The 25,076-nt window shown below is 61.4% G+C and carries 23 protein-coding genes and 3 pseudogenes; 11 read left to right on the forward strand and 15 right to left on the reverse strand.

What is annotated here, in order from left to right:
- Positions 1-9: 9 nt before the first annotated feature.
- The 3 genes from ACDZ94_RS26350 to ACDZ94_RS26360 all read right to left on the reverse strand — a co-directional run bounded on the left by ACDZ94_RS26350 (position 10) and on the right by ACDZ94_RS26360 (position 2,214).
- Positions 10-393 carry a response regulator gene (locus tag ACDZ94_RS26350; RefSeq protein WP_064452353.1) on the reverse strand — a complete coding sequence of 128 codons (384 nt, stop codon included), beginning with the start codon at positions 391-393 and terminating at the stop codon, positions 10-12.
- Positions 378-1,727 carry a sensor histidine kinase gene (locus ACDZ94_RS26355; protein WP_432751664.1) on the reverse strand — a complete coding sequence of 450 codons (1,350 nt, stop codon included), beginning with the start codon at positions 1,725-1,727 and terminating at the stop codon, positions 378-380. The genes ACDZ94_RS26350 and ACDZ94_RS26355 overlap by 16 nt, the downstream gene beginning before the upstream one ends.
- 184 nt (positions 1,728-1,911) lie before the next feature.
- Positions 1,912-2,214: a GNAT family N-acetyltransferase gene (locus ACDZ94_RS26360; RefSeq protein WP_432751665.1), complete on the reverse strand. Its 303-nt coding sequence runs from the start codon at positions 2,212-2,214 to the stop codon at positions 1,912-1,914.
- A gap of 157 nt (positions 2,215-2,371) precedes the next feature.
- Here ACDZ94_RS26360 and ACDZ94_RS26365 point away from each other — a divergent pair, with 157 nt between their 5' ends.
- Positions 2,372-3,445 (forward strand): NAD(P)-dependent alcohol dehydrogenase, encoded by a 1,074-nt coding sequence (locus ACDZ94_RS26365; RefSeq protein ID WP_064452355.1) that lies wholly within the window; start codon positions 2,372-2,374, stop codon positions 3,443-3,445.
- Positions 3,446-3,524: 79 nt separating this feature from the next.
- A pseudogene (locus tag ACDZ94_RS26370) lies at positions 3,525-3,881 on the forward strand (DUF4010 domain-containing protein); the annotation flags it as partial.
- Positions 3,882-3,929: 48 nt separating this feature from the next.
- On the opposite strand, the gene ACDZ94_RS26375 reads toward ACDZ94_RS26370, so the two are convergent.
- Genes ACDZ94_RS26375 through ACDZ94_RS26405 form a run of 7 tightly spaced genes read right to left on the reverse strand, consistent with a single transcriptional unit; the run spans position 3,930 to position 10,227 of the window.
- Positions 3,930-5,303, reverse strand: a complete 1,374-nt coding sequence (locus ACDZ94_RS26375; RefSeq protein WP_064452357.1) for a sensor histidine kinase — start codon at positions 5,301-5,303, stop codon at positions 3,930-3,932.
- Positions 5,300-5,962 carry a response regulator gene (locus ACDZ94_RS26380; protein ID WP_064452358.1) on the reverse strand — a complete coding sequence of 221 codons (663 nt, stop codon included), beginning with the start codon at positions 5,960-5,962 and terminating at the stop codon, positions 5,300-5,302. The genes ACDZ94_RS26375 and ACDZ94_RS26380 overlap by 4 nt, the downstream gene beginning before the upstream one ends.
- Positions 5,963-5,973: 11 nt before the next feature.
- Positions 5,974-6,618 carry a tetratricopeptide repeat protein gene (locus ACDZ94_RS26385; RefSeq protein WP_128590014.1) on the reverse strand — a complete coding sequence of 215 codons (645 nt, stop codon included), beginning with the start codon at positions 6,616-6,618 and terminating at the stop codon, positions 5,974-5,976.
- Positions 6,615-7,424 (reverse strand): SDR family oxidoreductase, encoded by an 810-nt coding sequence (locus tag ACDZ94_RS26390; protein ID WP_064452360.1) that lies wholly within the window; start codon positions 7,422-7,424, stop codon positions 6,615-6,617. The genes ACDZ94_RS26385 and ACDZ94_RS26390 overlap by 4 nt, the downstream gene beginning before the upstream one ends.
- Positions 7,411-8,085 carry a TenA family transcriptional regulator gene (locus ACDZ94_RS26395; RefSeq protein WP_064452361.1) on the reverse strand — a complete coding sequence of 225 codons (675 nt, stop codon included), beginning with the start codon at positions 8,083-8,085 and terminating at the stop codon, positions 7,411-7,413. The genes ACDZ94_RS26390 and ACDZ94_RS26395 overlap by 14 nt, the downstream gene beginning before the upstream one ends.
- On the reverse strand, positions 8,082-9,560 hold the full coding sequence (locus ACDZ94_RS26400; protein ID WP_432751666.1) for an AMP-binding protein: 1,479 nt from the start codon (positions 9,558-9,560) through the stop codon (positions 8,082-8,084). Before ACDZ94_RS26400 ends, ACDZ94_RS26395 begins: the two co-directional genes overlap by 4 nt.
- Entirely contained in the window at positions 9,550-10,227 is a 678-nt protein-coding gene (locus ACDZ94_RS26405) for a thermostable hemolysin (protein ID WP_064452363.1), read from the reverse strand. The genes ACDZ94_RS26400 and ACDZ94_RS26405 overlap by 11 nt, the downstream gene beginning before the upstream one ends.
- 157 nt (positions 10,228-10,384) lie before the next feature.
- On the opposite strand from ACDZ94_RS26405, the gene ACDZ94_RS26410 reads away from it, so the two are divergent.
- From ACDZ94_RS26410 to xylB, 6 genes are all read left to right on the forward strand, one after another.
- A complete protein-coding gene (locus ACDZ94_RS26410; RefSeq protein WP_262667936.1) occupies positions 10,385-10,936 on the forward strand; it encodes a cytochrome b in 552 nt (183 codons plus the stop codon).
- A 212-nt stretch (positions 10,937-11,148) separates the two neighbouring features.
- Positions 11,149-12,681, forward strand: coding sequence for a sugar ABC transporter ATP-binding protein (locus ACDZ94_RS26415; protein WP_064452365.1), 1,533 nt, complete (start codon positions 11,149-11,151; stop codon positions 12,679-12,681).
- Between the two features lie 13 nt (positions 12,682-12,694).
- On the forward strand, positions 12,695-13,663 hold the full coding sequence (locus tag ACDZ94_RS26420; RefSeq protein WP_221296087.1) for an ABC transporter permease subunit: 969 nt from the start codon (positions 12,695-12,697) through the stop codon (positions 13,661-13,663).
- A 34-nt stretch (positions 13,664-13,697) separates the two neighbouring features.
- The gene (locus tag ACDZ94_RS26425) at positions 13,698-14,630 is read left to right on the forward strand and encodes an ABC transporter substrate-binding protein (RefSeq protein WP_221294690.1); all 933 of its coding nucleotides are present in this window, start codon (positions 13,698-13,700) and stop codon (positions 14,628-14,630) included.
- A gap of 21 nt (positions 14,631-14,651) precedes the next feature.
- Positions 14,652-15,644 carry a LacI family DNA-binding transcriptional regulator gene (locus ACDZ94_RS26430; protein ID WP_259762554.1) on the forward strand — a complete coding sequence of 331 codons (993 nt, stop codon included), beginning with the start codon at positions 14,652-14,654 and terminating at the stop codon, positions 15,642-15,644.
- 16 nt (positions 15,645-15,660) lie between these two features.
- Positions 15,661-17,121, forward strand: coding sequence for a xylulokinase (gene xylB / locus ACDZ94_RS26435; protein ID WP_432751667.1), 1,461 nt, complete (start codon positions 15,661-15,663; stop codon positions 17,119-17,121).
- Between the two features lie 163 nt (positions 17,122-17,284).
- On the opposite strand, the gene ACDZ94_RS26440 is transcribed toward xylB, so the two are convergent.
- The gene (locus ACDZ94_RS26440; protein WP_432751668.1) at positions 17,285-18,133 is read right to left on the reverse strand and encodes an NmrA family NAD(P)-binding protein; all 849 of its coding nucleotides are present in this window, start codon (positions 18,131-18,133) and stop codon (positions 17,285-17,287) included.
- 101 nt (positions 18,134-18,234) lie between these two features.
- Positions 18,235-18,675 carry an Lrp/AsnC family transcriptional regulator gene (locus ACDZ94_RS26445; RefSeq protein ID WP_064452370.1) on the reverse strand — a complete coding sequence of 147 codons (441 nt, stop codon included), beginning with the start codon at positions 18,673-18,675 and terminating at the stop codon, positions 18,235-18,237.
- 109 nt (positions 18,676-18,784) lie between these two features.
- Here ACDZ94_RS26445 and ACDZ94_RS26450 point away from each other — a divergent pair, with 109 nt between their 5' ends.
- Entirely contained in the window at positions 18,785-19,690 is a 906-nt protein-coding gene (locus tag ACDZ94_RS26450) for a DMT family transporter (RefSeq protein WP_064452371.1), read from the forward strand.
- Here ACDZ94_RS26450 and ACDZ94_RS26455 read toward each other — a convergent pair.
- On the reverse strand, positions 19,668-21,647 hold the full coding sequence (locus ACDZ94_RS26455) for a peptidase U32 family protein (protein WP_262667941.1): 1,980 nt from the start codon (positions 21,645-21,647) through the stop codon (positions 19,668-19,670). The two genes, ACDZ94_RS26450 and ACDZ94_RS26455, sit on opposite strands and share 23 nt — an antisense overlap.
- An 80-nt stretch (positions 21,648-21,727) precedes the next feature.
- On the reverse strand, positions 21,728-22,108 hold the full coding sequence (locus ACDZ94_RS26460; protein ID WP_053256117.1) for a RidA family protein: 381 nt from the start codon (positions 22,106-22,108) through the stop codon (positions 21,728-21,730).
- Between the two features lie 272 nt (positions 22,109-22,380).
- On the opposite strand from ACDZ94_RS26460, the pseudogene ACDZ94_RS26465 reads away from it, so the two are divergent.
- Together ACDZ94_RS26465 and ACDZ94_RS26470 are read left to right on the forward strand one after the other, a co-directional pair.
- A pseudogene (locus tag ACDZ94_RS26465) lies at positions 22,381-23,010 on the forward strand (PAS domain-containing protein); the annotation flags it as partial.
- A 159-nt stretch (positions 23,011-23,169) separates the two neighbouring features.
- Positions 23,170-23,646, forward strand: a pseudogene (locus ACDZ94_RS26470) (methyl-accepting chemotaxis protein); the annotation flags it as partial.
- A 47-nt stretch (positions 23,647-23,693) separates the two neighbouring features.
- Here ACDZ94_RS26470 and ACDZ94_RS26475 read toward each other — a convergent pair.
- Entirely contained in the window at positions 23,694-25,016 is a 1,323-nt protein-coding gene (locus ACDZ94_RS26475; protein WP_432751669.1) for an OprD family porin, read from the reverse strand.
- Between the last annotated feature and the right edge of the window lie 60 nt (positions 25,017-25,076).

Here is a 25,076-nt window from a genome sequence, read left to right on the forward strand (position 1 = left end):
GGAGAGGACTCACAGGTGGGGGCTGATGTGCTGTTGCAGCAAAGTGTCGATGACCTGGTAAAGCTCTTTGTAGCGCAGCGGCTTGATGATGTAGGCGTCGCAACCGGCCAGGCGGGTTTTTTCGCGGTCCTCCTTCATGGCCATGGCGGTCAGCGCAATCACCGGAATGTGTGCGGTGTTGGGGTCTTGCTTGAGCAACGAGGTGGCGGCCAGGCCGTCCATGCCCGGCAACTGAATATCCATCAATATCAGCGCCGGCTGTTTTTCCCGCGCCAGGGTCAGGCCGGTTTCTGCATCCGCCGCCCACAACACGCCGTGCCCGGCATTGACGAGCAACAACCGCGCCAGGCGCATGTTCGCCTCGTTGTCTTCGACGATCAGGATGTCAGCCATGCAGCCTCCGGCGCGCGGTGCAACGGCAGCCACACCACAAAGCGCGTACCCAAGCCTTCGCGGCTGGCCACGGCGACGCTGCCGCCGTGCAGGTCGGTCAGTTGCTTGACCATTGCCAACCCCAAACCCGTGCCTTCAAATTTGCGCGCCAGGCTGCTGTCGATCTGGCTGAAGGCCTTGAACAGCTTGCTCATGTCGTCCTCGGCGATCCCGATGCCCGTGTCGCTGACACTCAGCTCCAGGAACTGCGTGTGAGGGCTGGGTTGCAGGGCGAAGCCGTGGGCGGGCCAATCGCCGGGGATGTGGCCGACCTGCGCGAGGCTGACCTCGCGGACCGCCAGGGTCACTGAGCCGCCGTGTGCGCTGAACTTCACCGCATTGGCCAGCAGGTTGTAGATAATCTGCTTGGTCTTGCGCAGGTCCAGTTCCAGGGTGCCAAAATCGTCCTCGCATTCCAGCTTCAATTGGATACGTTGCAAGGCGGCTTTTTCGCGCACGATCAACAAGCTGTTGGCGAGCAACCCCGCCAGTTCCACAGGCTCCAGCTCCAGGTCCATCATCCCGGCCTCGACCTTGGAAAGGTCGAGAATGTCGTTGATCAACGACAGCAGGTGCTGGCCGCTGGTGAAGATGTCGCCGATGTACTCGCGCTGCACCTCGCTCATGTCGCCGACCAAACCATCCTTCAACGCCTCTGAAAAGCCAATCACCGCGTTCAACGGCGTGCGCAGCTCGTGGGACATGGTGGCGAGGAACTCGGACTTCATGTGGCTGGCGTGTTCCAGTTCCAGGTTCTTTTCTTCCAGCGCGCGTTCAAAGCCTTTGCGCTCGGCTTCTTCCTGTTTGCGCGCGGTATTGTCAGTGCCAATCAACAGGTAGCCGATGATCGTGTCGTGGCGATTGCGCAGGGCCGTTACCGAGACCATGGCCGACAGGCGACTGCCATCTTTGCGGATATAGGTCAGTTCATAGATGTCTTCAATGCCGCGTGAGGCCTTGAACACCAGGGCTTCGAAGCCCGGTGTGATCGGCGTGTCCAGCTCCAGGCTAAGGGCGGCGGCACGGGTAATCAGTTCGGCGGGGTCGGATATGTCGGCGGGGGTGATGCGGTTGAGCACGTCGTCGGCGGCATAGCCGAGCATGCGCTCGGCGCCAACATTGAAGATCTGGATCACGCCTTTTTCGTCAGTGGCGATGCTCGAAAAGTACGCGCTGTTGAAGATCGCGTCTTGCAGGGCGCCGGTCTTGAGCAGGGTCTTCTGGCGTTTGAACTCGACGATTTTTTCGGCCCGCGATTGTAATTCGGGCGCTGCGCCAGGGCTGGTTTTGTCCAATGCAGTGTTGTCCGTGCATATCAGACCCGGCCGTGTTCAGAACACGGCCGCAGAGCATGCTCACAGAAAATCGCATGACCGCGATGAGGAGGAGATGAGGTCCTTGGACAATAGCAGATGCTGCGACCAGCACGGTACGAATACACTCAAACGAGTGTATGAGTCGTTTGCAGTGCCAATGCGCTCAGAGCGCCACACTGCTGATGATCTGAGTACGTTCATCGGGGTCTGTGACGCTGTTAAAGCCCAGCGCATGCGTCAGTTCACGCAGTGGCAGGTTAGTCGCCGCATCGACCGTATACATCCGTTTGAAGCCATTGGCTCGCGCCGCCGTCATCAGGTGCTGCATCAAAATGCGCCCCAGCCCCAGGCGTTGCCATGTGTCGGCCACCGTGATCGCACATTCGCACTCATACTCCTTGGCAGTGGCGTAGCGGGCCACGCCGATTTCGATCAGCGTGCCGTTGTCGTGCACCAGAGCGATCATGGCCCCTGGCGCCAGGTCGAGGTTGATCTGTATCAAATTATCTGCAGGCCGAGAGCGGCATGCGATGTCCGGTCAGTTGCGCGATAGTTGATCATGATCAACCTGCAAGACGCGATTACGGCGCAGTCTGGAGTTCCCCTGCACAGGAGTTCACCTTATGGCAGCCATGAGAGCCGCTGTTTTCGTTGAAAAAAACCGCATAGTCCTGCAGGACAAGCCCATTCCCGAAGTCGGCCCGCTGGACGCTTTGGTGCGTATCACCACCACGACCCTCTGCGGCACCGACGTGCATATCCTGCGCGGCGAGTACCCGGTCGCCAAAGGCCTGACCATCGGCCACGAGCCGGTTGGCGTGATTGAACGCCTGGGTTCCCAGGTCAGCGGGTTTGTCGAGGGGCAGCGGGTGATCGCCGGGGCCATCACCCCCAGCGGGCAAAGCTACGCGTGCCTGTGCGGCTGCGGTTCCCAGGACGGTCCCGACACACGCCATGGCTTTCGGGCGGCTGGCGGCTGGAAGTTCGGCAATACCCTCGACGGCTGCCAGGCCGAGTACGTGTTGGTCCCCGACGCGCTGGCCAACCTGTGCCCGATTCCCGACGGCCTGAGCGACGAACAAGTGCTGATGTGCCCGGACATCATGTCCACCGGTTTTTCCGGCGCCGAACGCGGTGAGGTGAGCATTGGCGATACGGTGGCGGTATTTGCCCTGGGGCCTATCGGCTTGTGTGCAGTGGCGGGCGCACGGCTCAAGGGCGCGTCGATGATCATCGGCGTCGACGGCGTGACTGAGCGCATGGGCGTAGCTCGACGCCTGGGGGCCACTCATATCATCGACTTCAAGAAAGGCGATGTCGTTGAGCAGATCATGGCCCTCACGGACGGTCGCGGAGTGGATGTGGCGATCGAAGCCCTGGGCACCCAAGGCACGTTCGAGTCAGCATTGCGGGTGCTGCGCCCGGGCGGGCGTGTGTCCAGCCTGGGGGTTTACTCCAGCGACTTGCGTATTCCCTATGATGCCTTTGGGGCAGGGCTGGGGGATTACAGCATCGTGTCGACCCTGTGCCCTGGCGGCAAGGAACGCATGCGCCGGTTGATGGCCGTGGTTGCCAGCGGCGGGGTGGACCTGTCGCCGCTGGTGACGCACCGTTTCAAACTCGACGACATCGAAGCCGCCTATGAGCTGTTCGCCCATCAGCGCGATGGCGTCATGAAAGTCGCGATTACCCCCTGAAGGCGCCGACCTATGACCACCCTGGGGCTTGCCGGCGCCGCCGCCGCGCTGGGTATCTGCATGCTGGTGGGGCTGGAGCGCAGTTGGGCATGTGGCCGTGCGTACCTTGGGCGCGCGTTATGGCTATGCCCTAGGGGCCATTGCTTCGGGGTTCTCGTCCAATACCGTGACCATTGCCACCATGGGCCATAGGGCCGCAAAAGAACCCTCGAACCTGCGCACGCTGGCGGCGGCGATCTTTTCCAACCTGGCGACGGTGGCCCAAAGTGGGTTTGCCGATGCCCATGCTTCGACCGCATCCATCGCCGCCCTGGCCACCAGCGGCCAACTCGCCCTGCAGGCAGCATCTATTCCGGTGTTGCTGGCGGTCAGTTGCAACTCCCTGAGCAAGTGCCTGGTGGCGTGGGTCCGCGGCGGCCGTCGGTTTGCGACGTAGGTGATTGCCGGTCAGGTACTGCTGACCGGCGCGATGTGGCTGGGACTGCTAGGCCAGTGATCCCGGGATCTGCAAGGTGGCGCGCAACCCGCCGTTGGCCAGGTTGGCCAGGCGGATGTGCCCCCCAAGGCGTTGGGCAATGGTCTGTACGATGGTCAGCCCCAAACCTGCGCCTTCGGCATTTCCCCGGCTGTAGAACAGCTCGAACAGCCGCTCGCGCTCGTTCTCGTCAATGCCTGGCCCTTGGTCATCCACGGTTAACTCGAACCCCGTGGCCGTTTTGCACAACCCTACGGTGATCACGCCGTGTTCCGGCGAGAAATTCGCCGCATTGGTCACCAGGTTGGTCAGCGCGATATTGATCGCGGACGCGTCGGACCTCACGCCGTAGTCCGCATCATCGACGTCGAACGCCAACTCCAGGCCCTTGCTCAGCAACCAGGGCGTCAACTGAATCAGGGTTTCACGCACGGTGGTCGCCAGGTCGATGGCCTGCGCCGGTGGTTGCACGGCGCTGGGTTCCAGGCGAGCCATGGTCAGCAACTGGTTGACCAGGCGGCTGGTGCGGTCGACGCCCGTGATCAGGAACCCTAGGGACTCGCGCCGCTCGGCTTCCGTGCCGGCCTCCAACAGGTTTTGCGCGTGCACCCGCAACACCGCCAGAGGCGTGCGCATTTCGTGGGCGGCGTCGGCGATGAAGCGGCGTTCGCGGCCGAGCATTTCCTGGATCTGCGCCAGCATGCGGTTCAGCGCGGCCTGCATCGGTTCCAGTTCGGTGGGCAGCGGGGTCAGTTGCATCGGTTCCAGGGAGCCGGAATGCCGTGCGCGCAAGGTCGCCGCCATATTCGCCAGCGGCTTGAGCCCCCAGCCGATGGCCAGCCAGACCATCGCGGCCAGAATCAGGCTGCCGAGTATGTTGGGCAATAGCGTGTGGCGCAGGATACGGTCGACCAGGTCAGAGCGTACGTCGTCGCGCTCACCCACCCAGATCCGCAGCCCATTGTCTTTGTCCTTGAGCAAAAAACCGCGCCATTGACGGCCATTCAGGTCGGCGACATTGCTGTACCCCGGCTGGCCGGGAGGCTTGGCAAATGACGGTGCGCTGGCGGTAAATACCAGGCGCTCATCCTCGGTGTTCCAGACCTGAAAGGCGATTTTGCTCTCGTAGGGGTGCCCATCGACCTTGGGCATGGCTTCGCCCAAGGCTTTGTTGAAGGCGCGGTACAGGTCCGTCTGATCGTTACTGGCCAGTGGCATGCTCATCACGCCCTGGAGCAGCCGGGCGTTCTGCGCCAGTTGTGCGTCGTAAACTTCGGCGATTTCGTGGTTGCTGTCATGCAGGTTGAGCACGCTGATCACCAGTAGTCCCGTGAACAGCAGGCCGATGATCAGGGTCAGGGTTCGTCGCCGAATAGAGCTCATCGGCGCTCCTCCACCAGGTAGCCGACGCCGCGAATAGTGCGGATCAGCTCGCTGGAGAATTTTTTACGCAGATGATGGATATGCACTTCCAGGGTGTTGCTTTCGGCCTCTTCGTTCCAGCCATACAGCAACTGCATCAACTGGTCACGGGTCATCACGCGGCCGGGTGGCGATAGCAGTTCGTGCAGCAACTGGTATTCCTTGGGTGTGAGCGGCACCGGCGCGCCCTGGTAGCTGACCTGTTGGGTACTGGGGTCCAGGCAAATGCCGGCGTGCTCGATCACTACCCGCGCACGGCCGGCACTGCGCCGCAGCAGTGCGCGCAGGCGCGCCTTGAGTTCGGCGAGGTCGAAGGGTTTGACCAGGTAATCATCGGCACCGGCGTCGAGCCCGGCGATACGGTCTTCGGTGGCATCGCGCGCGGTGAGGATCAGCACGGGCAGGTTGGACCCGCTGTCCCGCAGGCGGCGCAGTACCTCAAGCCCGTCCATGCGCGGCAAGCCCAGGTCGAGCACCACCGCGTCAAAGGTCTCGCTGAGCAGAGCATGCAATGCACTGCTGCCATCCTGAAGCCAATCAACGGTATAGCCCTCACGCACGAGTGCCTGATGAATCCCTTCGCCCAGTGCTACGTCATCTTCGATCAGTAATAGCCGCACATGGACTCCTGTCAGTTGAGTTTTTTGTCGAGGTCGACCAGTAGGCTTTCGATCTCTTTGCGACGCCCGGCATCGGCAGTCTCGCGACCCGGCCGTGGTGCGGCCAGTAAGGCTTTGCGCAGCGCATCGCGGGCTTCGCCATAGCGTTTTTGCCGGTAGAGGTGGTCGCCCCAGAAATACAGACTATCAATGCCCGTCGGGTTCAGTTGCAAGGCTTGCGTGAGTAGCTGTTCAGCCTTGTCGGCATCGCCAAAGCCAATCGGCCAGCCGGGTACGCGATCGTACAGCGCCGCGAGGCTGGTGTAGGCCGAGCCTTGCAGGGCCTTGGGGTCCAGAGCGAGCGCTTTCTCAAGGTCTGCCTTGGCCGCCTTGACCTTGCTCAATGCGCCGAGCCCACCTTGGGCGCCGGCCCAACTGCTGGTGACAATCCCGGACCAGATCCATGCTTCGGCGGCCTGAGGGCGCGCCTGGGTGAACGCCGTCACCTGCGTCGCGAGTTGTGCAAACGCCTGAGTACGCTGTTCTTCAGGCAGGTTGTATTGGATATGGGCCCAGCGCGTCTGGATATCAGTCAGGCGCTGCTGGTCGCCAGCCTCCAGCGCCCAGGTGAGTGGGCTCAAGGCGCTGAGCAGCAGCGCGGCAAAGAGGCGTTTCATGGGTTCAGATCCTTATTCACGGGTTTGTCGCTCAAGCGACGTACCAACGGCAATTGTTTACGCAAGCCACGGTCGACGAGGTTTGGCAACAGGCTGTTGAGGCGCACAAAAAAGCGCTCAGGCCAGCCCAGGTAAAGGTCACGACGATCATTGGCGATTGCGTGGATCACCGCCGACGCCACCGTCAGCGGGTCGTCCACATTGGACTTGAGCGCGTCGTTCAACGCCTGCGCTGCCGGGCTGTTCATCCGCGTATGGGTGGCGCGCGGCGCCACATACAGCACGCCTACTCGCGTATCGGCCAGTTCCCGGCGTAAGGCTTCGGAAAACCCGCGCAAGGCGAACTTGGTGGCGCAGTAAGTGGCATAGCCGGGGTAGCCGATGGAGCCATAGGTGGAGCCGACATTCACCACCATGGCGCTCTCGGCTTGCTTGAGCAGGGGCAGCAGCAGCTTGGTCAGGCAGATGGGTGCGGTGATATTCAACGCTAGCATGCCGTTGATTTCGTTGTCGTCCAGTTGTTCAAGCATGGCAAAATGATTGATGCCGGCGGCGTTGATCAGCAGATTGACGCCGCCGATGGCCTCGGCGGCGGCTCGAACCTTGCGCCGATCGGCGAGGAAGGTCAGGTCGGCACTCACCCAGCAGAGCTGCTGCGGGTACTGCGTAAGCAACGGCTCCAGCGGTGTGCGATGGCGTGCCACGGCCAGCACGTGCGCGCCGCTGGCACACAAGGCGCCTGCAATCGCCAGGCCAATGCCGCCGCTGGCGCCGGTCAGTACCACGTGGGCGTCAGACAGGCGCATGGGCGGCCTCCGCAATACGTGGCAGGTTGCGGAACATGTCGGTATAGAGGGCGTACACCACCTTGGAGGCATGGATCACGGCAGCCTGGTCGTCGGGATCGTCCAGGCTGTTCATCAAGCGGCGGTAGGTTTCCATGTGCCCAATGTCCAGGGAGCCGTGGGAGCTCAAGTAGCTGAACGCCGTGGCCGGCAGTTGCAGGCGCTCGCGGATGCTGCCGGCTGCATGAGTGGCGAGGGCGATGCTGGTGCCTTCCAGCACATTGACCATGCCGAACAGGCCGACCGGGTTGCCACGCGCGATCAGGTCATACAGATAGCTGACCATCAGCTCAATGGGTAAACCCGGTTGCCCGTCACGGACCGCATCCTTGTCGCCGCCACAGGCCTCGATGTCATTGAGCACCCATTGCTCGTGGCCGTACTCATCTTCGATGTACTCACAGACGGCCTTGCGCAGCCATTCCAAGTGTGAGGGCAGGCGCGCACCGCAGGCCATCATCAACGGCACGGTATGACGCACGTGGTAGTAGGCCTGGGCCAGGAACGCACGATAGCTCTCCAGGCTGACCTTGCCCTCCAGCGCATCTCGAATGATCGGCAGGCTGAACAGCGCCTGGCGTTCCTGTTGGGTGGCATCTTGCAGCGTGTCGAAAAAATTCACGATGAGGTTTCCTCGTTGAAGGCGGGGGCAAGCTGGGTGTGATAACGCGCGACAATGGCGTCGCGCCGTGGTCTGCCGTTGGCGGTGAGCAAGCCGTTGGCGGCACTGAAGGGTTCATCCAGGCGCGTCCAGCGATGCACCTGGGCGTAGTCGGGCAAGCCGGCATTGACGGCGGCCACGGTCGCTGCCAGCTGGGTGTCGGTACAGTCGTTGCGATGGGGCCAGAGCAGCGCGTGATTCTCGGGCTGGGCTTCGCCATAGATAAATGCTTGGACGATGACGCCGCCTTGAGTCAATTCGGCCTCGACCCAATCCGGGTTGACGTTGCGCCCATAACTGGTAACGAACTGATGTTTCTTGCGGCCGTTGAGGTAGAGGAATCCGTCCGCGTCGAAGGTGCCCAGGTCGCCGCTGGGCCACCACTGATCAGGGTGTCCGGTGTGGCCCAGATAGCCGAGCAAAGTCGAGCCTTTGATCAGCACTTCACCGTCTTCGGCCAGGCGAACCTCCACATGGGGCAGGGGCTGGCCGACACTGCCCGGGCGCTGTGCATCCGGGCGATTAAGGCACACCACCGAGGCGCATTCCGATAAGCCGTAACCTTCATAAACCGGCATGCCCAACTGCTGCGCCCGCTGCAGCAAGCCCTTGGCCACGCGGGCACCGCCGACGGCGGCAAAGCGCAGGTGCTGCGGGTTGAATGCCTTCTGCTCGGCGGCCATGACCAACATCAACAGCAATTGCGGAACCAGGATCAGGCTATGGGGCTGACGCACCGCCAGGCAGCCGAGCAATTGAGCGGCATCCACCGCGCTGGCTCCCTGGATGCCCAAGTTTTTTTGGCTGGGCACACTCAAGGTGGCGCCGGCATACAGCGCGGCGTAGCACCCAAGGTTTTCCAGCAGAATCGCAAGGGGCAACAGCGCCAAGTGGTGGCGTGGATCGGAAGCGTGGCTGGCCTGGTGCAACTCGCGGGCAACCCGCAGCAGGCTGTCGGCGCTCAGGCATACGCCCTTGGGCGCCCCGGTGGTGCCGGAGGTGAATGTCACCTTGGCAGTGCCCGATGGCATCGAAGGGCGGCCTGCAAAGCTTCTGCACCAGAAGTCGCCGTGTTGCTGGTAACCGGCAGCCAGTAGCTCAGCCTCCAGGTCTGGTTCGGCGATCACCCGTTCGGCATGGCTTTGTTCAAGACAATGGGCGCGCTGGGTGGGGCTGAAAAACGGCGGCAGGGTCAAGCAGGTCAACCCTTCGAACAGTATCGCCAAGTCCCACAGCATGGCGTCGACGCCATTGTCCAGGGCCAGCGCCACCACCTTCACGCCTTCATCGCGCAGGCGTAGCTGGCGATACGCAACTTCGGCGAACAGTGAGATGTAATCCATTTTCAAGGTATCGCCCCACAGGGCAATGGTGCCGTCGTTGCGTTCGGCATGGCCGCGCAGCACAGCGTGGAAGCGGCGGGTTTCAGGCGACATGGCTGTTGTCCTCAAGCGTGGTGGGCAACCCAAGGCGTGAGAACAGGCCCATGTTGCGCAAATGGATGAACCCGGCGCGGATGTTGCCGACGTGCACCCACGGTTGGCTTTCGTAGTAACTGCCCCACAGATGGCGGTCATCTCCCAGGCGCTGCGGGTCGGCCGCGCACAGGGTGACCGGCTTCAAACCCAGGCGGTGGAAACTGTTGACCAGCCCGATATTGCCGGTGAACGCCACCCACTCCAGGCCGCCCATGGCCAGCAACCACGTGATGGCGATGATGCTCAGGCGCGCACTGCCGGTATCGCTGGCGGCCAGGTTGCCGACTTCGGCAATCGCGTGGCGTTCTACTGTTTGGTCGGCAGCGGCGCTGATCAGGGGGTCGATTGGATGGTCCAGGTAACGCTCCAGAAACAGCGGCTCGGCACACGCCAGCCGTACACCGGCGACCGCACACAGGTCACCGTTGGCGTGGCTGACGCCAAATAGCTGAGGCATGAAATGCCGGATGTCGGCGCCGTGGGCAAGGCGGAAACGCTGTTGGATGAATGCCTCGAAGGCGGGGCGCTGAGTGTCGTGGGGCAGGGCGCAAGCCAGGCGCATTTGTGCACGATCGGCCTGGCCGAACAGCACGGGCAAGGGAATTTTCCAATCGATATCGGGCATTGGCGGTGAGCCTCCCACGTGAAGTTGGGAGGAGTATCAAAGGCATTTCTTAACGAAGTCTGAAGGTGCTGGAAATGATCGGTGGGCTGATCTTCAGACTGCCTTAAGACTTGTTCGGCAGGGTAGCGCCACTACTCAAGCAGAAGGCTTATACCCCATGACCCAAAATCCGCAGACGCAGCGCTACGCGAAACTCTCGATGACCCTGCACTGGTTGATGCTGGCGCTGTTTGTCGGCGTGTATGCCTGTATTGAAATCAAAGGCTTGTTGCCTCGCGGGCATGCGCTCAAAGGGGTGTTCCTTGGCGCCCACTCCTTGTTCGGTATCGGCATATTCGTGCTGGTGTGGCTGCGTCTGCTCGGGCGCCTGGCGCCGCGCCCGGCGATCCTGCCACGTCCGCCTATGTGGCAAACGGCAGCGTCTCACCTGATGCACCTGGCGCTGTATGGCTTGATGGTGGTGACGCCGTTGTTGGCCTGGCTGATGCTCAATGCCGCCGGCAAACCGGTGCCGTATTTCGAGTTTGCCTTGCCGACGCTGGTGGCGCCGGACCCGGACCTGGCCAGGCAGTTCAAGCACTGGCATGAGTGGTTGGGCAGCACCGGTTACTGGTTGATCGGCCTGCATGCAGCCGCAGGGTTGTTTCACCATTACTGGGTTCGGGACAACACCCTGGTGCGCATGCTGCCCGCGCGTTTCGGGCGCTAGACGCGCAGCACATGGCGAAGCATGGGTGGCTGCAAGCATCCCCCAAGGAAGCGTTAAACCATCCATGTAGTTCGCGAATTTCACATTTATTGAGCTGATGAAACGTTTAACCAAGCGATAAACGGCACACGCAAGCGCTTGCGTAACGAAATGCAACTGGAATAGAGTCGGCAGCGTTCGACTACAAAAATAATAATTCCAGGAGCTCATGCATGAGCCTTGAACCCTTGCTTGAAATGCAGGGCATCAGCAAAACCTTTAATGGTTTGCGGGTGCTCAAGAACGTCGGCCTGAAGGTTTACCCCGGTGAAATCCACGCCTTGATGGGTGAGAACGGCGCCGGCAAATCAACCTTGATGAAAATCCTCTCCGGCGCCTATCAGGCTGACCCCGGCGGCGAAATCCGCATCGACGGCCAGCCCGTCGCCACGTTTGACCCCGCCACCGCCAAAACCCTCGGCATCGCTGTGATCTACCAGGAACTGAGCCTGTGCCCGAACCTGAGCGTGGCCGAGAACATTTACCTGGGCCGTGAACTGCGGCGTGGCTGGACCATCGACCGTAAGGGCATGCAGAACGGCTGCATCGAGGTGCTGCAACGGCTGGGCGCCGAGTTCAAACCCACGACGCCGGTCAGCAGCCTGTCGATTGCCGAGCGCCAGTTGGTGGAAATCGCCCGTGCGCTGCATGCCCACGCCAGGATCCTGGTGATGGACGAACCGACCACGCCGCTGTCATCGCGCGAGACCGATCGGCTGTTCGCGCTGATCAAACAACTGCGTAGCCAGGGCTTGGCGATCATCTATATCAGCCATCGCATGGCCGAGATCTACGAGTTGTCGGACCGGGTCTCGGTGCTGCGCGACGGCCAGTACATTGGCGAACTGACCCGCGACGCGTTGTCGGCCGAAGTACTGGTGAAAATGATGGTCGGCCGCGACCTCTCCGGTTTCTACAAGAAGGAACACGCCGCCTATAACCCCGGCAACGTAGTGATGCGCGTGCGCGACATGGCCGATGGCAAGCGCGTGCGCAATTGCAGCTTCGACCTGCATGCCGGCGAAGTGCTGGGCATCGCCGGGCTGGTCGGGGCAGGGCGCACCGAACTGGCACGGCTGATCTTCGCCGCCGACCCGCGCACCTCCGGCACCCTGGAAGTGGTGGGCAAGACCGTTACCCAACTGCGCAACCCGGCGGACGCAATCCGCGCCGGCGTGGTGTACCTCACCGAAGACCGCAAGGCCCAGGGCCTGTTCCTGGACATGAGCGTGGCCGACAATATCAACGTCTGCGCGTGTGTGCCGGATGCCCACGCGGGTGGTGTGCTGGACCGCGGCCATGCCGCGCAACGCGCGAATGATGCGATCAAGTCGCTGTCGATTCGCGTGGCCTCCGGCAAGGTCAATGTCGGTGCGCTGTCCGGCGGCAATCAGCAGAAGGTACTGCTGGCGCGGCTGCTGGAGGTCAAGCCGCATGTGCTGATCCTCGACGAACCTACGCGGGGCGTCGACATCGGCTCCAAGTCCGAGATCTACCGCATCATCAATCAACTAGCCCTGGCCGGGGTTGGCATCGTGGTGATTTCCAGCGAGCTGCCGGAAATCATCGGCACCTGCGACCGTGTGCTGATCATGCGCGAAGGCCAGTTGGTGGCCGAAGTTGGCGGGGCCTCCGGCCACGTTATTTCCCAGGAACGTATTATTGACCTCGCCACCGGTGGCGATCAGGTGGCTGCCAATGGTTGATTCAAACAACACGATGACAATTGCGGCGGTGGGCAAGGCCGAACGCATCCGCGAGCTGATGCGCACGGTGGGCATGCTGCCGGTACTGGTGTTGCTGCTGGTGGGCTTTGCCCTGGCCAGCGAGAACTTTCTGACTGTGCAGAACCTGTCGATCATTACCCAGCAGGCTTCGGTCAACGTGGTGCTGGCGGCGGGCATGACCTTTGTGATCCTCACGGCGGGCATCGACCTGTCCGTCGGCGCAATCCTTGCGGCCTCCGCCGTGGTGGCGCTACAGGCGTCGATGTCGCCGCAGTTCGGCATGTTCGGGATCGCCGCCGGGATCGGTTTCGGTTTGTTGCTGGGCCTGGTCAACGGTGGGCTGATTGCATTCATGCGCTTGCCACCGTTCATCGTCACCCTCGGCGCACTGACTGCCATGCGTGGTCTTGCACGTTTGCTGGCCGATGATAAAACCGTGTTCAACCCCGACCTGCCATTCGCGTTTATCGGCAATGACTCGATCCTCGGCGTGCCGTGGCTGGTGGTCATCGCCGTGGCGGTGGTGCTTTTGTCGTGGTTCATCCTGCGCCGCACCGTGATGGGCGTGCAGATTTACTCGGTGGGCGGCAACCCGGAGGCCGCGCGGCTGTCGGGGATCAAGGTGTGGAAGGTGTTGCTGTTCGTCTACGCCATGTCCGGTGCATTGGCCGGGCTCGGCGCGGTGATGAGCGCCTCGCGCCTGTTTGCCGCCAATGGCCTGCAACTGGGCCAGTCCTATGAGTTGGATGCGATCGCTGCGGTGATTCTCGGCGGCACCAGTTTTACCGGCGGCGTCGGCACCATCGGCGGCACATTGATCGGCGCGCTGATTATCGCGGTGCTCACCAATGGCCTGGTGCTGTTGGGGGTGTCGGATATCTGGCAGTACATCATCAAGGGCATCGTGATCATTGGCGCGGTGGCGCTGGATCGCTATCGCCAATCCGGCGCACGTACCTGATTTCACTCCCACAACAATCACAAGAGAGACCCGCATGAACCTTAAACGCCTGTTTCCCGTGCTTGCCTTGGCTGCCCTGATGTCCAACGTCGTGGAAGCCCGGGAGCTCAAAGCCCTCGGCATCAGCATGGGCTCGCTCGGTAACCCGTATTTCGTGACCCTGGCCGACGGTGCCACGGCCCGGGCCAAGGAGCTGAACCCCAACGTCAAGGTCACCTCGGTGTCGGCCGACTATGACCTGAGCAAGCAGTTCTCGCAGATCGACAACTTCATTTCGTCCAAGGTCGACCTGATCTTGCTCAACGCCGTCGATCCGTCGGCGATGGCCTCGGCCATCAAGAAAGCCCGTGACGCTGGAATTGTGGTGGTGGCCGTGGATGTAGACGCCAAAGGCGTCAACGCCACCGTGCAAACCGACAACGTCGAAGCCGGCAAGCTGGCCTGCCAGTTCCTGGTGGACAAGCTCGCGGGCAAAGGCAATGTGATTATCCAGAATGGCCCGCAAGTGACCGCCGTGACCGACCGCGTCAAAGGCTGCAAGGCTGCATTGGCTGGCGCACCGGACATCAAGGTGCTCTCCGACGACCAGGACGGCAAAGGCTCGCGCGAAGGTGGCCTGAATGTGATGCAGGGTTACCTCACTCGATTCCCGAAAATCGACGGCCTGTTTGCGATCAACGACCCGCAGGCCATCGGCAGCGACCTGGCGGCCAAGCAGCTTAAACGCAGCGGTATCGTCATCACCTCGGTGGACGGTGCGCCGGACATCGAGAATGCATTGAAGACTGACACCCAGATCCAGGCCTCGGCCAGTCAAGACCCTTGGGCCATGGCCCAGACCGCGGTGAATGTCGGCAATGACCTTCTCAATGACAAGGCTCCGGCCGAAGCGGTGACCCTGCTCACGCCAAAATTGATTACCCGCGACAACATCGGCACCTATAGCGGCTGGTCGAGCAAACATTGATCCACTGAAGGGGAGCGCGTCGTGATCACCATGGATGACGTGGCGAGCAGAGCGGGTGTGTCGACGTCGACGGTGTCGCACGTGTTGAACGGCACCCGCAAGGTCAGCCCGGCCACGGTACAGGCGGTGCAGCGCGCGATTCAGGAACTGGGTTACATCCCCAATACCCTGGCGCGCTCGCTGGCCCGGTCCAGTACCAGCACGATTGGCGTGGCGATCTCGGCGCTGTCCAACCACTACTTCAGCGAGATGGTGCACGCGATTGAAGCCGAGTGCACAAAGCACGGCTACATGATGCTGTTTGCCGACCCCCATGACGACCCGGAGCAAGAGCTGCAGGTGGTCACGGCGCTGCATCACCGGCGCGTCGACGGCATTCTGTTGGCACCGTCCACTGGGTCAACGGCCCTGGAGTATCTGCAGGCCAATGACATGCCGACGGTGTTGGTGGACCGCATGATGAGTGAGCAGTTTGATCAGATCGGGGTGGAGAATACCCAGTCCACACTGGCGCTGGTGGCCCACCTGATTGAACACGGGCACCGTCGTATCGGCTTTATCGCCGGGCGAGCGGGGCTGGGTACCACCGATGAGCGCGTGGCGGGTTACCGCGCTGCCCTGGCGGCGGCGGGCCTGGTATTTGACCCGCAATTGCTGGTCAATGGCGGTTCCAGCAGCGCGCCGGCGCGGGCCGCTACCGCGCAGTTACTGGGCCTGGCCGCGCCACCGACAGCGATCATGGCGGGCAATAACCTGATGACGCTTGGCGCCATGCACGCCTTGCGTGATGCGCACATTGAAGTACCGGGGCAGATGGCCCTGGTGGGGTTTGATGATTTTGACTGGGCGGATTTTTTCGTGCCGCGCCTGACGTTGATTGCTCAACCGGTCAACGAATTGGGGGCTCGCGCCGTACAAATGTTGCTGCAGCGCATGGCGTCGCCGGCTGCGCCTACGCAAAGTGTGCGCCTGGCACCCCGCCTGCAATACCGTAATTCATGTGGCTGTATTTGATTGGAATGATCCCCGTATGAGCAGTCCTGTTTCCCTCGGCATAGACCTCGGCACTTCGGAACTCAAGGCGATCCTGATGGACGCTGACGGCGTCGTGCTGGCCCACACTGGCGTGCGTTTGAGCGTGTCGCGGCGCCAGAGCGGCTGGTCCGAACAAGCACCGCAAGACTGGTGGCAGGCCTGTTTGCAGGCGCTGGAGCAGTTACGGGTGCATGAGGCGTATGCCCGTGTGGCGTGTATCGGCCTGTCGGGGCAGATGCACGGCGCGGTGTTGCTGGGGGAAGACGATCGGGTGTTGTACCCGGCGATCCTGTGGGACGACTCGCGCGCGATGGCCGAGGCCGAACAACTCGGTGCCGGGTTTGCCGAGGTCACCGGCAGCTTGCCGATGGCCGGGCTCACGGCGCCGAAACTGCTGTGGCTGCAGCGGCATGAACCCGAGGTGTTCAAGGCGATTGATTGCGTGCTGTCCCCCAAGGATTACCTGCGCCTACGCCTGACGGGCGAACGCATCAGCGAGATGTCGGATGCCGCCGGCACGCTGTGGCTGGATGTGGCGCAGCGCGAATGGTTTGCGCCCATGGTGCGCGCCACGGGCCTGACGCCTGCGCAGATGCCCAGGTTGGTGGAGGGCGGCGCGGCAAGTGCGTGTTTGACCGCGAGCGGCTTGGGCCTGTCGCCTGAGGTCGTGATTGCCGGCGGTGGCGGCGACAACCCGGTGGCCGCCGTCGGCATCGGCGCGATCAACGCCGGTGACGGCTTCATTACGCTGGGCACCAGCGCGGCGATTGTCGCGATTACCGATCATGCCACCGGGAATCCGGCCAGCGCCGTGCACAGCTTCTGCCACGCGCTGCCGAACCGCTGGTACACCATGGGCGCGATGCTGGCCGGTGCCAGTTGTTTGCGTTGGGTGACGCGGCTGACCGGTATGCCGGATGAGCAGACGTTGCTGGATCGGGTGCAAGCGCAGCTGCCGATCACACAGCCCGTGCCGTTGGACACGCCGCTGTTCCTGCCGTACCTGGCCGGTGAGCGCACGCCGCATAACGATCCTTTATTGCGCGGCGGCTTTATGAGCCTGGGCCACGATTGCACGCCGGCCATGCTCGGTTATGCGGTCATGGAAGGCGTGGGTTTTGGTTTGCTGGATGCCCTGCGCGCCGTGCAAGCGGCCGGCGCCAGCGTGGGGGCATGCGCCCTGGTCGGTGGCGGGGCGCGCAGCGAATATTGGGCGCAGTTGCTGGCCAATATCCTGCAGCGCGAGATAGTTACCTTGCAGGGCAGTGAATTGAGCGCCTGCATTGGCGCCGCGAAACTTGGGTTTCTGGCGATCGGGCAGGGCGCAGCCTTGTTGCAAGCGGGCATGCCGGTCAAGGCGCGGTACTTGCCGGATGCCACGCAACAGCCGAGGCTGGAAGCGCGTTATCGCAAGTTCCAGGGTTTACACGCTGCGGCAAAGGCGCTGCACGACTGATCAACCTCCTGGTGACTTTTGTTGTGGCAAGCCCCAATGCCGTTCAGTTAAGCGCAGATCCCACATTGGATCCTCGCTGCTTTTAGCATTGCGTTCGCTTACCTGAACGGCATTATGGCAAGCCCGCTCGCAACAGCAGCGGTGCCACACTGGATCAAGCGGCTTAACTGGCCAGACTGCGCAGCACGCTGTCCAGCGAGGTGGTGCCCTTGAGCACTGTGTCGTGCTCGAAACAGATCCAGCCTTCGTTGAATCCATCGACCATGCGCATGCGCGGCGTTGGGTTGTGTGCGCCTTGGGCGCGAAGCAAGGTTTCCCAGGTTTCGCGTTCGACCACTTCGGCCTTCACGTCACGGCCCAGGAGTTGCCCCAGGGCCTGGGCAATGTCGTTCGGGCTCACCCATTGGCCTTCCAACTCGACCACGCGGCGGCCAGTCCAGTCTTGCTGCAACAGCTGCGCGGCGAAGGTGCCGATGTCGGCCGTGGCAACCATCGGCACGCGCTTGTCGAGCGGTTGCAGGAAACTATGGATCCGCCCGGTGTCACGCGCGGTGGTGACATCGTACGCCGCGTTCTCCATGAACCACGCCGGGCGCAGGAAGGTCACGGGGATGTCCAGGGCACTCAGCGCTTGCTCCATCAGCGTGCGCTGAGTCAGCAGGTTGAGCTCTGTGGCTTGGGCGCCGATGGTCGACAGGCACAGCACCTTGTGTGGCGCGGCGGCCTTGAGGGCCTGGCTGACGGCAACGATCACCGCACGTGCTTCAGGAAACCCGGGCTGCGGGTCAAAATCCGACGGCGGCAGAATGAACACGCCCGTGGCACCTTTGAACGCTTCAGTCAGTGCCTGTGCATCTTCCATCCGAGCCAAGGCGATCTCGCAACCCAGGTCGGCCCAATAAGCCGCTTTGCCGGGATCGCGAATCACCGCGCGCACCGGTTGCTGCGCTGCGATGAGCGTACGCGCCAACGCGCCGCCGACCTTGCCTGTAATACCTGTAATGACGTACATGCGCTTTACACCTGTGGGTTCCAATGAGTGGAGCCCAGCATAAAGACCGGCCAGCGATGACAGAATAGCGATTCCGTCACTGCTTTAATGACCCTCAGTCATTAATCGGCCAGCGGCGGCAAACGCCGTTTTACCGGGGTTTTCTTGACGATGGCGGTGTTGGTTTCGGCATAGGCGTTGAGCCGGTCGAGCAGGCTGTCGAGGTGATCCATGGTGCGAACGTGCAGGCGCGCAATAAAGCAGTCATCGCCGGTGACTTTGTCGCACTCGGTGAACTCCGGGATCGCCTGGATCTGGCGCTCCACCTCCTGCAATTTGCCGGGCAACGGACGGATGCGCACGATGGCTTGCAACAAATAGCCGAAGTGTTTGGGGTCGATGTCGACGGTGTAGTGGGTCAGCACGCCGCGCTCCTCGAGGCGACGCAGGCGTTCGCCAACACTGGGCGATGACAGCCCGGTGATACCCGCCAACGCCTTGAGGGACAGGCGCGAGTCGTCCATCAAGGCGGCGATCAGTTGCTGGTCGATGGTGTCAATCATGCGGTTTGCCTAATAAGAAAAGGTGATTGCGGCGTTTTGCCTTGTTTAGCCGCTGGAGCGGCTGATACTCAGATTGCCATAATTGAGCCTCACTTGAGGAGCCTCCATCGTGGACACATCTATCCGTCGCGGGTCGTGGGAAATGGTTGCCGCCATGCTGATTTCGGGCACCATCGGCTGGTTTGTGCTGGTGTCGGGCGTATCGGTGATCGAAGTGGTGTTCTGGCGCTGCGTGATAGGCGCGCTGACGTTGTTGCTGGTCTGTGCGTTGCTGGGTTACCTGCGACTGGACCTGCTCACCTGGGCCAAGCTTGGCCTGGCGATGCTCAGCGGCGTGGCCATTGTCGGCAACTGGCTGCTGTTGTTCGAATCCTATTCGCGCGCGTCTATCGCCATCAGTACCGCGGTGTATAACGTGCAGCCGTTCATGCTGGTGATGCTGGCGGCGGTATTTCTCGGCGAAAAAATCACCGTGCAGAAACTCGCGTGGTTGAGCGTGGCGTTCCTGGGCATGTTGGCGATTGTCACCGCCCATGGCGAGCAGCAAAGCGGTGGCGGGGATTATCTGGCGGGTATCGCTTTGGCCTTGGGCGCAGCGTTCTTATATGCGATTGCGGCGCTGATCATCAAGCGCTTGAAGGAAGTGCCTGCGCACTTGATGGCGTTGATTCAAGTAATCACTGGCGCATTGCTGTTGGCGCCGTTAGTGCCTTGGAACAGCTTGCCCGCAACCCCAAATGCCTGGGCTGCGCTGGTGACGCTGGGCGTTGTGCACACGGGCCTGATGTATGTGTTGCTGTACGGGGCGATCCAGAAACTGCCGACCGCGATGACCGGCGCGCTGTCGTTTATCTACCCAATTGCGGCGATTGTTGTCGACTGGATTGCCTTTGGGCATCGCCTGGGTTGGCTGCAATGGCTGGGGGTTGTTGCGATTCTGTTAGCGGCCGCGGGGTTGCAGCGGGGCTGGTGGTGGCCCCGCTCCCCAAGAGCTAGTGCGTGCCCTGAAAGATGATATTTTCCGGGTCGAAATGGCCCACGCCGCTGCCCGGCAGCGGCAACCCAAGGATATGCCCCTTGATCTTGCCCACCACGTGCATCTCGCATGGCTTGCAGTCGAACTTCAAGGTCAGCACTTCGTCGCCGTGGATCAACTGCATCGGCGCGACTTTGGTCTTCACGCCCGTCACACCCTTGGCCTGTTTAGGGCACAGGTTGAACGAGAACCGCAGGCAGTGCTTGGTAATCATCACCGGCACTTCGCCGGTTTCTTCGTGGGCTTCGAAGGCCGCATCAATCAGCTTCACGCCGTGACGGTGGTAGAAGTCACGGGCTTTCTGGTTGTAGACGTTGGCCAGGAACGACAAATGCGCTTCCGGGTACACCGGCGGCGGCGAGGTCTCGGCTTTGCGCCCACCTCGTGGGTGAGCCGCGACGCGTGCGGCCGTCAGCGCTTCGATCACTTCGCGGCGCAATGCCTTGAGCTGCGAGTTGGGGATGAAGAACGCCTGGGGCGCATCCAGCTCGATGTGTGTGGCGTGGTACTCGGTGGTACCGAGTTGGCCAAGCAAATCGCGCAGTGTATCCAGCGCCTGTTCCGGTTTGTTGGCCACACCAAACGGGCCGGGCAGGGTAACGCTGGCGCGGATGCCTTCTTCGCTGGTAGCGGTGACTTCCAGCTGATCTTCACGCAGGCGTGCTACCCACGACAGACCGATACGGCGCTCGGCCGAGGTCTTGAGCAGCGCCTGTTGCCAGTTGTGGTCCAGGTTGCGGTTCAGCGGGTGATTCGGGCGCAGTTGATGCAGCCCGGCCGGCATTTCATTCGGCTCGACGCGGTAACGGTAACGCTTCTTGCCGTCTTCCTCGAACTCGCCTTTGGCTTCTGCGATGTTGGCGCGGAAACCCACCACTTCACGCTTGACCAGCACATTGAGGCCGTCGCCGTTGGACAGCGGCTCATGGGTGACCACTTGCAGGTCACGCTTGCCGGCTTTTTCCACCACACCCACCGGCAGGCCGGTAAAGGTCGGGGTGTCGAAAGCGCCGATGTCGATCTTGCGATCACTGACGAAGTAGTCAGTGCTGCCACGGTGGAAAGTTTTTTCCGGGTCGGGCAGGAAGAAATGCGCAGTACGGCCGCTGGACGCGCGGGCCAGGTCCGGGCGGTCTTCGAGGATTTCGTCGAGACGCTGGCGGTAATAGGCAGTGATGTTCTTCACATAGCCCATGTCCTTGTAGCGACCTTCGATCTTGAACGAACGCACACCGGCTTCGACCAGCGCGCGAATGTTGGCGCTCTGGTTGTTGTCTTTCATCGACAGCAGGTGCTTTTCAAAGGCCACGACGCGGCCCTGGTCATCTTTCAAGGTGTACGGCAGGCGGCAGGCCTGGGAGCAGTCGCCACGGTTGGCACTGCGGCCATTCTGCGCGTGGGAGATATTGCACTGCCCGGAGAACGCCACGCACAAGGCGCCGTGGATAAAGAACTCGATGGCGGCATCGGTTTCATCGGCGATCGCGCGAATTTCTTGCAGGTTCAGCTCACGGGCCAATACCAACTGCGAGAAACCGGCCTGGTCGAGAAACTTGGCACGGCCCAGGGTGCGGATATCGGTCTGGGTACTGGCGTGCAGCTCAATCGGCGGAATATCCAGCTCCATCACGCCCAGGTCTTGCACGATCAGCGCATCGACACCGGCGTCGTACAGCTGATGGATCAGCTTGCGCGCAGGTTCCAGCTCGTTGTCATGCAGGATGGTGTTGATGGTGGTGAACACGCGGGCGTGGTAACGGCGGGCGAATTCGACCAGTTGAGCGATATCGCTCACCTCGTTACACGCATTGTGGCGGGCGCCGAAGCTTGGGCCGCCGATGTAGATGGCGTCGGCGCCATGCAAGATAGCCTCGCGCGCGATGGCGACATCGCGGGCAGGGCTGAGCAATTCCAGGTGATGCTTGGGCAAGGACATAGTTTTTTTAGTCAGGCTTGTCACGGTTGAGGCGTGCATTGTAGCCGTGAAATGCCTGACCGGCATCTACCACAGGGCTGTCAGGCCTTGGCGGCCATCGCGGTGACTTCCACACGCATGCCTTCAACGGCCAGGGCCGCTACGCCGACGGCAGCGCGAACAGGCCAGGGCTTGGCAAAGAAGCGTTTGTAGACTTCGTTGAATGCAGCCCGATCAGCCATGTCGGTGAGGTAGATGGTCAGGTGCATGACCCGGTCCATGGAACTGCCGGCTTTCTCCAGCGCCACCTTCAACGCTTGCAATGTGCATTCGCTTTGCAGGGTGATATCACCCAGTTCCAGGCTACCGTCGGCGTGGGTCGGGATCTGCGTGGACACCAGAATGCCGTTGAAGCCGATGACGTCGGAGGAAATGGAATCGGCATCCGGATCGGGGGTGTAGGTCAGGTCGTGGTTGGCCATGGTGTTTTCCTGGCAGGCAAAAAAGGGGCGTCAATTTAAACACAGGGTCACGGCGATTCGGCGCAAAACTCACCGGACAATTGACGTCAATTAATAATTATTTTTCGACTATCAAGTCGCGTATTTCCGTGTCGATAGTGCAATGGAGTAACCCGGATTCTGCGCACAAACGAGGGTATGTCATGTTCAATAAAACACTCAAAACAGAACTGACGGCCAGGACGGCCGAAGTCGTCGAGTATAAAGGACTGATTACTGCACTCGAGCGCTCTATGGCGGTGGTCGAATTCGACACAAATGGCAAAGTGCTACGCGCCAACGAAAACTTTATGAACGCCCTGGGTTACAGCGCCGATCAATTGGTCGGCAAGGCCCATCGTGATTTCTGTTTACCTGCGCTGACCAGCAGCCCGGCCTATGCGGCGTTATGGAATGACCTCAAGGCGGGGAAGTTCGTATCAGGCACCTTCAAGCGCGTGACCCGTGACGGCCGCGTTGTTTGGCTGGAGGCCAGTTATAACCCGGTGCTGGATGACCGTGGCCAGGTCATAAAAGTGGTCAAGTACGCGCTGGACGTTACCCGCAAAGTCGAACAGGAAGCGGCCATCCACAGCAAATTGGTCGCGCTGGACCGGGCGATGGCGGTGATCGAGTTTGACTTGAAAGGGCAAATCCTGGATGCCAATGAAAACTTCCTCAACGTGATGGGGTATTCACTCGCGGAACTCAAAGGCAAACACCACCGCATGTTTTGCGAGCCCGACTTGATCAATGGCCATGAGTACGCCGACTTCTGGCGCCGCCTTAACAATGGCGAATTTTTTACCGGGCAATTCAAGCGTGTGGGCAAGCACGGTCGCGTTGTATGGTTGGAAGCCAGTTATAACCCGGTGTATGACGGCGATGGCACTTTGATCAAGATTGTCAAATTTGCCAGCGACATCACCGAGCGCGTGGAAAAGTTCGAGGAAGATTCACGAGGCGCTTCACGGGCTTACCATATTTCATCCGAAACAGAGCGATTCGCCGAGCATGGCACACAGGTGATTCAAGAAACCGCCAGTGAAATGCGCCGGATTGCGGACAACATCGGCGTCTCCGCCCGGCTGGTGGGCCAACTGGGTGATCGCTCCGAACAGATTACCGCCATCGTCAATACCATCCGCGGCATCGCTGACCAGACCAATCTGCTGGCGCTCAACGCTGCCATCGAGGCGGCGCGGGCAGGTGATCAGGGCCGTGGCTTTGCGGTGGTGGCCGATGAGGTGCGGCAACTGGCAGGGCGGACCAGCGGTTCAACAGCGGAGATTGCCGAGATGATCAGCATGATCTTGTCGGAGACCCGTGATGCCGTTGCCAGTATGAATGCCACTCAGGAAGGCGCGCAGCGTGGTGTAAGCCTGGCTGACCAGGCGGGTTCGGTGATCCTGCAGATTCGCACCAGCACCAGCGATGCCGTACAAGCCGTGAGCATGTTTGCCTCAAAGATGGATGAGTCTGAGGTCATTCCGAAAGCCGCGGTCGGCTGGGTTGGATAATGGCAGTGCGCCAGCCAGCATAGGAGCCGGTCGGCGCACTGAACGCCTTACAAAAGGGTGAACGGGTAGTCGACGATCACCCGCAGCTCATTCAACTTGCCGTCGCGCTGATCGGCATTCGATGAAACCATGGCGTCACGCACGCGCAGCGACAGGTTTTTCGCCGGGCCGCTCTGGAGTACGTATTTGGCCTCCACATCGGTTTCGTGGTGGTCGCCATCCGCGCCGTAGTCGCCGGCATAGGCGCTGTTGGCCGGGGTGTGGGTGCCATTGATGTCCGAGCCGTTGATGTAGCGGGTCATGAAGCTCAGGCCCGGCACGCCATAACTGGCCATGTTCAGGTCATACCGCACGCCCCAGGATTGTTCCCCCGGGCCGTTGAAGTCGCCCCATTGTACCGAGTTGGCCAACAAGACCGAGTCGCCGCCTTCGCCTGCGCCGTTGTCGCCGGTGCCGATGTAGTCGAACGGCGTGTCGCCATGCACTTTCTGGAACGACAAGGTCAGGGTGTGGGCCGCCAGGAACGAATAGGCCGCCGCCACCGAGTAGGTGGTGTTGTTGATTGCCCCGGCTTTGGCGCTGCCGGTGTCGAGGGTGCGGTACAGGTTGCCGTCCAGTGCCAGCGACTGGTCATGCCCCAATGGCAATACGTAATTGAGGTTGGTGTAGTACTGGCGCCAGATATCTTCCAGCTCGCCGGCATACACGGTCGCGCTCAAGGACGGTGTGAAGGTGTATTTGCCGCCGATGAAACTGGCACTGTTGGCGGCCACGTTGGCATAGGTCGCATAGATATCGTGGTCATGGTTGCTGGTCATGCCGCTGTTGGTGCTGGTGAAGTGCCCGGCTTCCAGGTCCAGGCCGGCGATTTCACTGCTGGTCAGGTCAAAACCGGTGGCCGTCTGCGGCAAAATGCGTGTGCCGCCAGTGGCGAAGACCGGTGCGGTGGGCTGCATATCACCGAATTTCAGTTGGGTCTTGGAGACCTTGATCTTCACCGCAGCGCCCACTGAACCGTAGCCACTTGCAGGGTCGCCATTTCGGTCGGTCGGCAGCTCACCGGTGCCCGCATCTGCGTGGGTAGCGTCGAGCTTCATCGCGCCGTACGCATAGGCATCCACGCCAAACCCAATCGTGCCCTGGGTAAAACCCGAGGCGTAATTGAGCATCGCGCCCTGGGTCCAGTCGCGGTTGTCGGCCTTGCCGCTTTGGCGATCGCGATCGAAGTAATAGTTGCGCAACAGGCCGGTAATGCTGCTGCCCTCGATAAAGCCTTTGGAATCTGCCTGGTCGGTGACAGACTCGGCGAGGGCCATTTGGCTGACACTGGCGTACACCGCCAGCGTTAACAGGCTCCACTGTTTTATCATGTTGTTACTTCCCCGGAATAATTAACGCGTGCACAGAAACACCGCATTTTTTGGACGGAA

It is taken from the genome of Pseudomonas sp. UBT (genome assembly GCF_050915955.1).
In the GTDB taxonomy this organism is placed as follows: domain Bacteria; phylum Pseudomonadota; class Gammaproteobacteria; order Pseudomonadales; family Pseudomonadaceae; genus Aquipseudomonas; species Aquipseudomonas antarctica_A.

What these genes read in the sequence shown, in the direction of transcription:
- ACDZ94_RS26405 (WP_064452363.1), bottom strand. Translation starts at nt 10,227, where the DNA reads ATGCCCGATATCGATTGGAAAATTCCCTTGCCCGTGCTGTTCGGCCAG.
- ACDZ94_RS26365 (WP_064452355.1), top strand. Translation starts at nt 2,372, where the DNA reads ATGGCAGCCATGAGAGCCGCTGTTTTCGTTGAAAAAAACCGCATAGTC.
- ACDZ94_RS26400 (WP_432751666.1), bottom strand. Translation starts at nt 9,560, where the DNA reads ATGTCGCCTGAAACCCGCCGCTTCCACGCTGTGCTGCGCGGCCATGCC.
- ACDZ94_RS26420 (WP_221296087.1), top strand. Translation starts at nt 12,695, where the DNA reads ATGACAATTGCGGCGGTGGGCAAGGCCGAACGCATCCGCGAGCTGATG.
- ACDZ94_RS26460 (WP_053256117.1), bottom strand. Translation starts at nt 22,108, where the DNA reads ATGGCCAACCACGACCTGACCTACACCCCCGATCCGGATGCCGATTCC.
- ACDZ94_RS26385 (WP_128590014.1), bottom strand. Translation starts at nt 6,618, where the DNA reads ATGAAACGCCTCTTTGCCGCGCTGCTGCTCAGCGCCTTGAGCCCACTC.
- ACDZ94_RS26455 (WP_262667941.1), bottom strand. Translation starts at nt 21,647, where the DNA reads ATGTCCTTGCCCAAGCATCACCTGGAATTGCTCAGCCCTGCCCGCGAT.
- ACDZ94_RS26390 (WP_064452360.1), bottom strand. Translation starts at nt 7,424, where the DNA reads ATGCGCCTGTCTGACGCCCACGTGGTACTGACCGGCGCCAGCGGCGGC.
- ACDZ94_RS26360 (WP_432751665.1), bottom strand. Translation starts at nt 2,214, where the DNA reads ATGATCGCTCTGGTGCACGACAACGGCACGCTGATCGAAATCGGCGTG.
- ACDZ94_RS26410 (WP_262667936.1), top strand. Translation starts at nt 10,385, where the DNA reads ATGACCCAAAATCCGCAGACGCAGCGCTACGCGAAACTCTCGATGACC.
- xylB (WP_432751667.1), top strand. Translation starts at nt 15,661, where the DNA reads ATGAGCAGTCCTGTTTCCCTCGGCATAGACCTCGGCACTTCGGAACTC.
- ACDZ94_RS26350 (WP_064452353.1), bottom strand. Translation starts at nt 393, where the DNA reads ATGGCTGACATCCTGATCGTCGAAGACAACGAGGCGAACATGCGCCTG.
- ACDZ94_RS26475 (WP_432751669.1), bottom strand. Translation starts at nt 25,016, where the DNA reads ATGATAAAACAGTGGAGCCTGTTAACGCTGGCGGTGTACGCCAGTGTC.
- ACDZ94_RS26445 (WP_064452370.1), bottom strand. Translation starts at nt 18,675, where the DNA reads ATGATTGACACCATCGACCAGCAACTGATCGCCGCCTTGATGGACGAC.
- ACDZ94_RS26425 (WP_221294690.1), top strand. Translation starts at nt 13,698, where the DNA reads ATGAACCTTAAACGCCTGTTTCCCGTGCTTGCCTTGGCTGCCCTGATG.
- ACDZ94_RS26375 (WP_064452357.1), bottom strand. Translation starts at nt 5,303, where the DNA reads ATGAGCTCTATTCGGCGACGAACCCTGACCCTGATCATCGGCCTGCTG.
- ACDZ94_RS26440 (WP_432751668.1), bottom strand. Translation starts at nt 18,133, where the DNA reads ATGTACGTCATTACAGGTATTACAGGCAAGGTCGGCGGCGCGTTGGCG.
- ACDZ94_RS26415 (WP_064452365.1), top strand. Translation starts at nt 11,149, where the DNA reads ATGAGCCTTGAACCCTTGCTTGAAATGCAGGGCATCAGCAAAACCTTT.